Annotated in this window: 7 protein-coding genes; 4 read left to right on the forward strand and 3 right to left on the reverse strand. The window is 70.7% G+C overall.

What is annotated here, in order from left to right:
* Positions 1-140 precede the first annotated feature (140 nt).
* Together CCN33_RS24025 and msrA are read left to right on the forward strand one after the other, a co-directional pair.
* On the forward strand, positions 141-1,292 hold the full coding sequence (locus CCN33_RS24025) for a hypothetical protein (protein ID WP_086695582.1): 1,152 nt from the start codon (positions 141-143) through the stop codon (positions 1,290-1,292).
* Between the two features lie 39 nt (positions 1,293-1,331).
* The gene (gene msrA, locus CCN33_RS24030; protein ID WP_086695588.1) at positions 1,332-1,997 is read left to right on the forward strand and encodes a peptide-methionine (S)-S-oxide reductase MsrA; all 666 of its coding nucleotides are present in this window, start codon (positions 1,332-1,334) and stop codon (positions 1,995-1,997) included.
* Between the two features lie 59 nt (positions 1,998-2,056).
* Here the strand turns inward: msrA and CCN33_RS24035 are convergent, their stop codons facing one another.
* Entirely contained in the window at positions 2,057-3,100 is a 1,044-nt protein-coding gene (locus tag CCN33_RS24035; protein WP_086695583.1) for an NAD(P)-dependent alcohol dehydrogenase, read from the reverse strand.
* A 178-nt stretch (positions 3,101-3,278) separates the two neighbouring features.
* Here CCN33_RS24035 and CCN33_RS24040 point away from each other — a divergent pair, with 178 nt between their 5' ends.
* A complete protein-coding gene (locus CCN33_RS24040) occupies positions 3,279-4,166 on the forward strand; it encodes a helix-turn-helix domain-containing protein (protein WP_086695584.1) in 888 nt (295 codons plus the stop codon).
* Positions 4,167-4,231: 65 nt separating this feature from the next.
* On the opposite strand, the gene CCN33_RS24045 is transcribed toward CCN33_RS24040, so the two are convergent.
* Complete coding sequence (locus CCN33_RS24045; RefSeq protein WP_208621867.1) at positions 4,232-5,494, reverse strand: L,D-transpeptidase; 1,263 nt, start codon at positions 5,492-5,494, stop codon at positions 4,232-4,234.
* A 229-nt stretch (positions 5,495-5,723) separates the two neighbouring features.
* On the reverse strand, positions 5,724-6,083 hold the full coding sequence (locus CCN33_RS24050) for a hypothetical protein (RefSeq protein ID WP_086695586.1): 360 nt from the start codon (positions 6,081-6,083) through the stop codon (positions 5,724-5,726).
* 109 nt (positions 6,084-6,192) lie between these two features.
* Here CCN33_RS24050 and CCN33_RS24055 point away from each other — a divergent pair, with 109 nt between their 5' ends.
* Entirely contained in the window at positions 6,193-6,543 is a 351-nt protein-coding gene (locus tag CCN33_RS24055) for a hypothetical protein (RefSeq protein WP_086695587.1), read from the forward strand.
* The last annotated feature ends 165 nt before the right edge of the window (positions 6,544-6,708 follow it).

The following is a 6,708-nucleotide window of genomic DNA, read 5'->3' on the forward strand; positions in this document are numbered from 1 at the left end:
ACGCACTGGAGGCGGCCGTGGACGCGGCCCTGGCCGACGTGCCCGACACCGCCCCGCTGCGCGCCCTCCTCCCGCCGACGGCCGTCCAGCCCGCCTGAACCGCCCGAACACCCCCCGACCCGAACGGACCCCGCCCGCCCATGACCGTCCTGCTCTGGATACTCGCCGCCCTCGCGCTCCCCTTCGTGCTCTTCGCGGCCTGGATGGCCAAGGTGTTCCTGAAGGAGTTCTTCTCCGGCAACGCGGAGGCCGCCATCGAGGCCGAGGAGGCCGCCGCGACCGCCGCCGGGAAGGCGGCCGCCTCGGCCGCGCTCGGCCTGCTGCCCGTCGAGCGGCAGAACACCGACTCGGCCGGCCCCTTGACCCCGGAGACGACGGCCGCCCTGGCGGCGGTCCGGGGCGGCGACTGGCGCCCCGCCGCCGACCTGATGGCGGCCGTAGGCCGGGACTGGGAGCGCAGGTCCCTGCTCACGTTCCGGCTGGCCGACAGGGCGGCCGACGACGACACCTGGCTGCTGGACTGGGAGGCCGAGCGTCCCGAGGACCCCGACGCGGCCGTGGTCCGGGCCCGCAGCGCGGTGATCCTGGCCTGGCGGGTGCGGGGTGGACAGCGGGCGCAGCACACCACGCGCGAGCAGTTCGACGGGTTCCGCCGCACGCTGCTGGAGGCCCGCGAGGAGGTCGCGCGGGCGGCGGCGCTGAACCCGGACGACCCGACGCCGTACGTCGCGGAGATCTGGCTGGCCCTCGGCCTCGGTTACCCGAACGCCAAGATGGACGACCTGTGGACCGAGATCACGGCCCGCGCCCCGCACCACTACGAGGCGCACTTCTCGGCCCTGCAGTACTGGTGCGCCAAGTGGCGCGGCTCCGAGCGGCTGGCCACCGAGTTCGCCGAGCGGGCCGCCGCCGGAGCGCCGGCCGGCAGCCTGCTGACGGCGCTGCCGCTGATCGCGCACTTCGAGCACGACGACTCCGACGACACCGCCGCCGACAACACCCCGGAGATGCTGGCGCGGGTCGAGGCGGCCCTGAAGGACGCGGCCGCCGCCGACCCGGCGCACCCGCGCCTGCCGGAGCTGCGCCACCTGCTCGCCTACTACCTGCACCTCCAGGGGCGCAACGAGGCAGCCGTGGAGCACTTCCGGCTGGTCGACGGCCACGTGGACGCGCTGCCGTGGCGGTACCGGAACAACAAGGCGGAGTACTTCTGCCAGGTCCGCGACACCGCCGTACTGGAGGCCGCAGCGGCGGCCCGAGCCGGAATGTCCGGGGCGGCCGCATCGTTGTAGTCGGTGCCCGTCCGCACCGAGACCGACCAGGGAGACCCCATGCTGTTCGGCCGCACACCGCAGCTCCCCACCCCCGAGCAGGCGCTCGCGGGCCGGGACGTGCCCGCCTTCGAGGTCCCCGCCCGGCACACCGTCCTCGGCAACCCGCTTTCCGGTCCCTACCCCGAGGGGCTGGAGGTCGCCGACTTCGGGCTGGGCTGCTTCTGGGGCGCGGAGCGCAAGTTCTGGGAGCTCCCGGCGGGGATCTACACCACGCTCGTGGGCTACCAGGGCGGCTACACCGAGAACCCCACCTACGAGGAGGCGTGCTCGGGCCTGACCGGCCACACCGAGGCGGTCCGCGTGGTCTACGACCCGAAGGTCGTCTCGTACGAGCAGCTGCTCAAGACCTTCTGGGAGTCCCACGACCCCACGCAGGGCTTCCGCCAGGGCAACGACGTGGGCACCCAGTACCGCTCCGCGATCTACACCCACACCCCCGAGCAGGCGGCCGCCGCCGAGGCGTCCCGTGCCGCGTACCAGAAGGTGCTCACCGGCTCCGGACACGGCACGATCACCACGGAGATCCTTCCGGCAGAGGGCCGCCCCTTCTACCCGGCCGAGGCCTACCACCAGCAGTACCTGGACAAGAACCCCGCCGGGTACTGCGGCATCGGTGGCACGGGCGTCTCCTGCCCGATCGGCGTCGCCCCCGCTCAGGGCTGATCACACGGGAACGGGCCGCCCGGCTCCGGCCGGGCGGCCCTTTTTCCTGCCCTGGAACGTCAGATCGTCGCCGTGTCGATCACGAACCGGTACCGCACGTCGCTGGCGGTCACCCGCTCGTACGCGTCGTTGATCTCGCTCGCGCCGATCAGCTCGATCTCGGCGCCCACCCCGTGCTCGGCGCAGAAGTCGAGCATCTCCTGGGTCTCGGGGATGCCGCCGATGTTGGAGGTGGTGAGGTTGCGCCGGTTGCCGAAGATGGACTGGAGGGTGACCTGCACCGGCTCCTCCGGAAGGCCGACGTTGACCATGGCGCCGTCCAGGCGCAGCAGGGACATGTAGGCCGCGAAGTCCAGCGGGGCGGAGACGGTGTTCAGGATGACGTCGAAGGTGCCGGCCAGCTTCTCGAAGGTCTCGGGGTCGCTGGTGGCGTAGTAGTGGTCGGCGCCGAGCCGCAGGCCGTCGTCCTTCTTGCGCAGCGACTGCGAGAGGACGGTGACCTCGGCGCCCATCGCGTGGGCCAGCTTCACGCCGACGTGGCCGAGTCCGCCGAAGCCCACCACGGCGACCTTCTTGCCGGGACCGACACCCCAGTGCTTGAGGGGGGAGTACGTGGTGATGCCCGCGCACAGCAGCGGCGCGGCCACGTCCAGGCCCAGCCCGTCGGGGATGCGGACGACGAAGCCCTCGTCGACGACGATCTGCTCGGAGTAGCCGCCGTAGGTGGGCTCGCCGTCCTTGCCGACGGCGTTGTACGTCCAGACGGTGCCGGTGCCCGTGCAGTACTGCTCCAGTCCGGCCTTGCAGTTGTCGCACTCGCGGCAGGAGTCGACCATGCAGCCGACGCCCACCCGGTCGCCCACCGAGAACTTGGTGACCTCGGGGCCGACCTCGGTGACCACACCGGCGATCTCGTGGCCGGGCACCATCGGGAAGATGCCCTCGCTCCAGCCGTCGCGGGCCTGGTGGATGTCGGAGTGGCAGATCCCCGCGAACTTGATGTCGATCAGGACGTCGTGGTCGCCGACCGGCCGCCGCTCGATCGTGGTCCGCTCCAGGGGCGCCTTGGGTGCGGGCGCGGCGTACGCAGCAACAGTGGTCATGCCGGGTTCTCCTAAGCTTCGCCGTGGCCCGGACACGGTCTCGACCGGGCACTCTCCCAGCGTGCCCCCATCTCCCGCTCCCACCCAGGTCACGGCTTTGCGTACGACCGCTGTTCCTACCACTGGCGGGGTCAGGCTCCGGAGCGTACGTTCCGTCGGCGCCCTCGATACTTGGGGCATGGACGAACAGGCGGAGGCGGCCGTGAGCCGCCCGCTGGACCGGCGGGCCGAGCTGAGCGAGTTCCTCCGCAGCCGCCGCGCCCGGCTCAAGCCGGAGGACGTGGGCCTGCCCGACTTCGGCCGGCGCCGCCGGGTGCCGGGGCTGCGCCGGGAGGAGCTGGCGCAGCTGGCCGGGGTGTCGGTGGCGTACTACACGCGGCTGGAGCAGGGCAACGGGCGGAACGTGTCGGCGGAGGTGCTGGACTCCATCGCCCGCGCCCTGCGCCTGACCGACGCCGAGCACGCGCACCTGACCCACCTGGCCAAGCCGGCCCCGCACAAGAAGCGGCCGCCGGCCCGCCGCCCCCAGGTGCGGACCGCGCTCCAGCACCTGCTGGCCTCGATGGACGCGGTCCCGGCGTACATCACGGGGCGTCGCACGGAGATCCTGGCCTGGAACCGGATGGCGACCGCGCTGTTCGGCGACTGGGGCGGGCTCGCGCCCGAGGACCGCACCTGGGCCCGGCTGGTGTTCCTCTGCCCGGAGTACCGCGAGCTGTTCGTCGACTGGGAGCAGAAGGCGATCGACATCGTCTGCGGACTGCGCATGGACGCCGGGCGCTTCCCGGACGACGCCCGGCTGGCCGCGCTGGTCGGCGAACTCTCCGTCAAGAGCGAGGAGTTCCGCCGTCTGTGGGCCACGCACGACGTGAAGGAGCAGTTCTACGGCGTGAAGCGGCTGCGGCATCCGCTGGTCGGTGAACTCGCCCTGGGCTTCGAGGGGTTGCGGGTGACCGGCGACGCGGATCTCAACCTGATCGTCTACCACGCCGAACCGGACTCCGCGTCGGCCGAGTCGCTTCGTCTGCTGGCCAGTTGGGGCGCGGCGGCGGTGCCGACCCTCTGAGACGACAGTGCCGCCCCTCGACCGGAAGGGGCGGCACTCGTGCGCTCAGGGGTTGCGCTGCGGGATCAGACGGCGGAGCCGGCCTTCCACTGCGCCCAGTCCATGTTCCAGCCGTTGAGGCCGTTGTCCGGGGCGACGGTCTTGTCACCGGTGTTCTTGATGACCACCACGTCACCGACGAGGGAGTGGTTGAAAACCCAGGCGGCCGGGGTGTTCGGGTCCTTGGCGCCCTTGGTGTCGGAGAGGCCCACACAGCCGTGGCTGGTGTTCTCGTTGCCGAAGATGGACTTCGCGCCCCAGTAGTTGCCGTGCAGGAAGGTGCCGGAGCCGGTGAGGCGGATGGCGTGCGGCACGTCCTTGATGTCGTACTCGCCCTTGCCGTCGTCGTCCGTGAAGCCGACGGTCGCGCCGTTCATCCGGGTCTGCTTGAACTTCTCGGACATGACCATGACGCCGGCGTAGGTCTTGTTCTCGGGGGAACCGGCGGAGATCGGTATCTGCTTGACGACCTTGCCGTCCTGCGTGACCTTCATCTGCTTGGTCTTGGCGTCGACGTAGGAGACCTGGTTGCGGCCGACGTGGAAGGTGACCGTCTTCTGCTGGACGCCGTAGACGCCGTTGGCGCCCTCGACACCGTCGAGCGCCAGCTTCAGCGTGACGGTGGAGTTCTCCTTCCAGTACGTCTCCGGGCGGAAGTCGATCCGGTTGGCGTTGAACCAGTGGCCGACGACCTCCTGACCGCTGGAGGAGGAGACGGTGATCCCCTTCTGCACGGCGGCCTTGTCGGTGATCGCCTTGTCGAAGTTGATCGACACGGGCATGCCCACCCCGACGGTGCTGCCGTTGTCAGGGGTGAAGTTGCCTATGAAGCTGTTGGACGGGGAGACCGTGGTGAAGGACGCGTTCTCGTGGGCCACGCGGCCGTCGGAGTCCTTGGCCTCGGCGGCGAGCTTGTAGGTGGTCGACCGCTCCAGCTGGGTGGTCGGCTTCCAGCTCAGCTTGTCGGCGGAGAGCGCGCCCTCGACCGGCTTGCCGTCCGCGGTGGTCATGCTCACGCCGGTCAGGGTGCCCTTGGCGACCTTGACCGTGGCCGAGTTGTTGATGGAGGCGTTGTTGGAGCCGTCCTTCGGCGTGATCGTGATCTGCGCCTCGGACGACTTCTGCGCCGCCGCCTCGTCGGCCTTCGCCTGCGAGCTCTCACCGCCGTCGGACGCGCTGGCATTACCGCCGCCGGAACAGCCCGTGAGCACGAGCACACCACCGAGCAGTGCGGACGCGACCGTCAGGCCCTTGCGCCGCTTACTGTCCGTCATCACACGTTTCTCCATCGTTGCCGAATCCGCCAGAACCCCGAGAATCCCCGTTGAACTCTCTCAACGTCACGGCCGCGCCTTCCCGTTCCCCGGAGAGGGGTTCTGTGGGGCACACCACGTCCTGTCTTCGGGACGGGCGGTGCGCGGGCCTCCGTGCGCCACTTGTGAGACGAGAAAACCCGGACGGCGGTTGCCGTCCGGGTCATCCGTGCCCCGGATCCCGCGGCCGAAGCCGCCGGGCTGCCTACCGCTCGTTCCGGCCGTCCGCTTCGTCGGCCGGTTCGTCGTCGTCCTCATCATCCCCGCCGAGGTCCCATTCGGGCGAGTCCGCGTCGTACTCGGAGTGCTCGCTGGACCAGGAAGCCTGGGCGAGCTCCACGCCGGGCACCTCGCTGACCAGGTCGAACGGGTCGACGAGATAGGCCAGCGCCTCGGCGGTGTCTTCCGTCACAGCACCCTCGGCATGCGCCCGTTCCGCGTCCGGCAGCTCCGGATCGGTGGCGATGCGGCGCAGCGCGGCCTTGGTCAGCTCGTCGTCGTCGAGCACCTCGAGGACCAGCTCCACTCGAAGGCGTACAAATCGTGATGTCTCTTCAGCGTCCATAGGGCGAGCCTAGAACTGAAACCTGTCGTGACTTTCCTGTGACCCGCGATTTTCATTAACATCGCTCCGCACGGCCAATTCGCCAGCGTCACAAGGGGATCGATATTCCGTGGCATCCGCTCGCCGTCCGTTGCTGACCGCCACCGCCGCGGGCACGCTGCTGTGCGCCCTGTGGTTCGTCCCGTCCGCCAACGCCTCGCAGGACGGCCCCTCCACGGGCGCCCCCGCCGCGGGCACGGCGGTCTCCGGGTCGGCGGACTCCGGGAACCCGGACTCGGGGATCACCGAGCAGGTCACCACGGTGTCCGGCCTGGCCGGTCAGACCGCCTCCGACCCGACCCGACTGGCGGACACGGGAAGCTTCGACACCACGCCGTACGTGGTCTCCGGCACCCTGTTCCTCGCCGTGGGCGCGGGCTTCGTGGTGTATTCGGTGCGCCGGGAACGGCTGGAGTTCTAGCACCGGAAGCCAAAAGGGGCCCCACCCGCGGGTGGGGCCCCTTGGCGGCGTCTAGCGCAGCGGTCCGGTGACCGTCTCGGCGGCCGCCACCAGCCCGCCCCCGCGCACGAAGGCGTCGGCGGCGGCCAGGTCGGGCGCCAGGAACCGGTCCGGGCCCGGACCGCC

The sequence above is a fragment of the Streptomyces recifensis genome, assembly GCF_002154615.1.
Lineage (GTDB): Bacteria > Actinomycetota > Actinomycetes > Streptomycetales > Streptomycetaceae > Streptomyces > Streptomyces griseoluteus.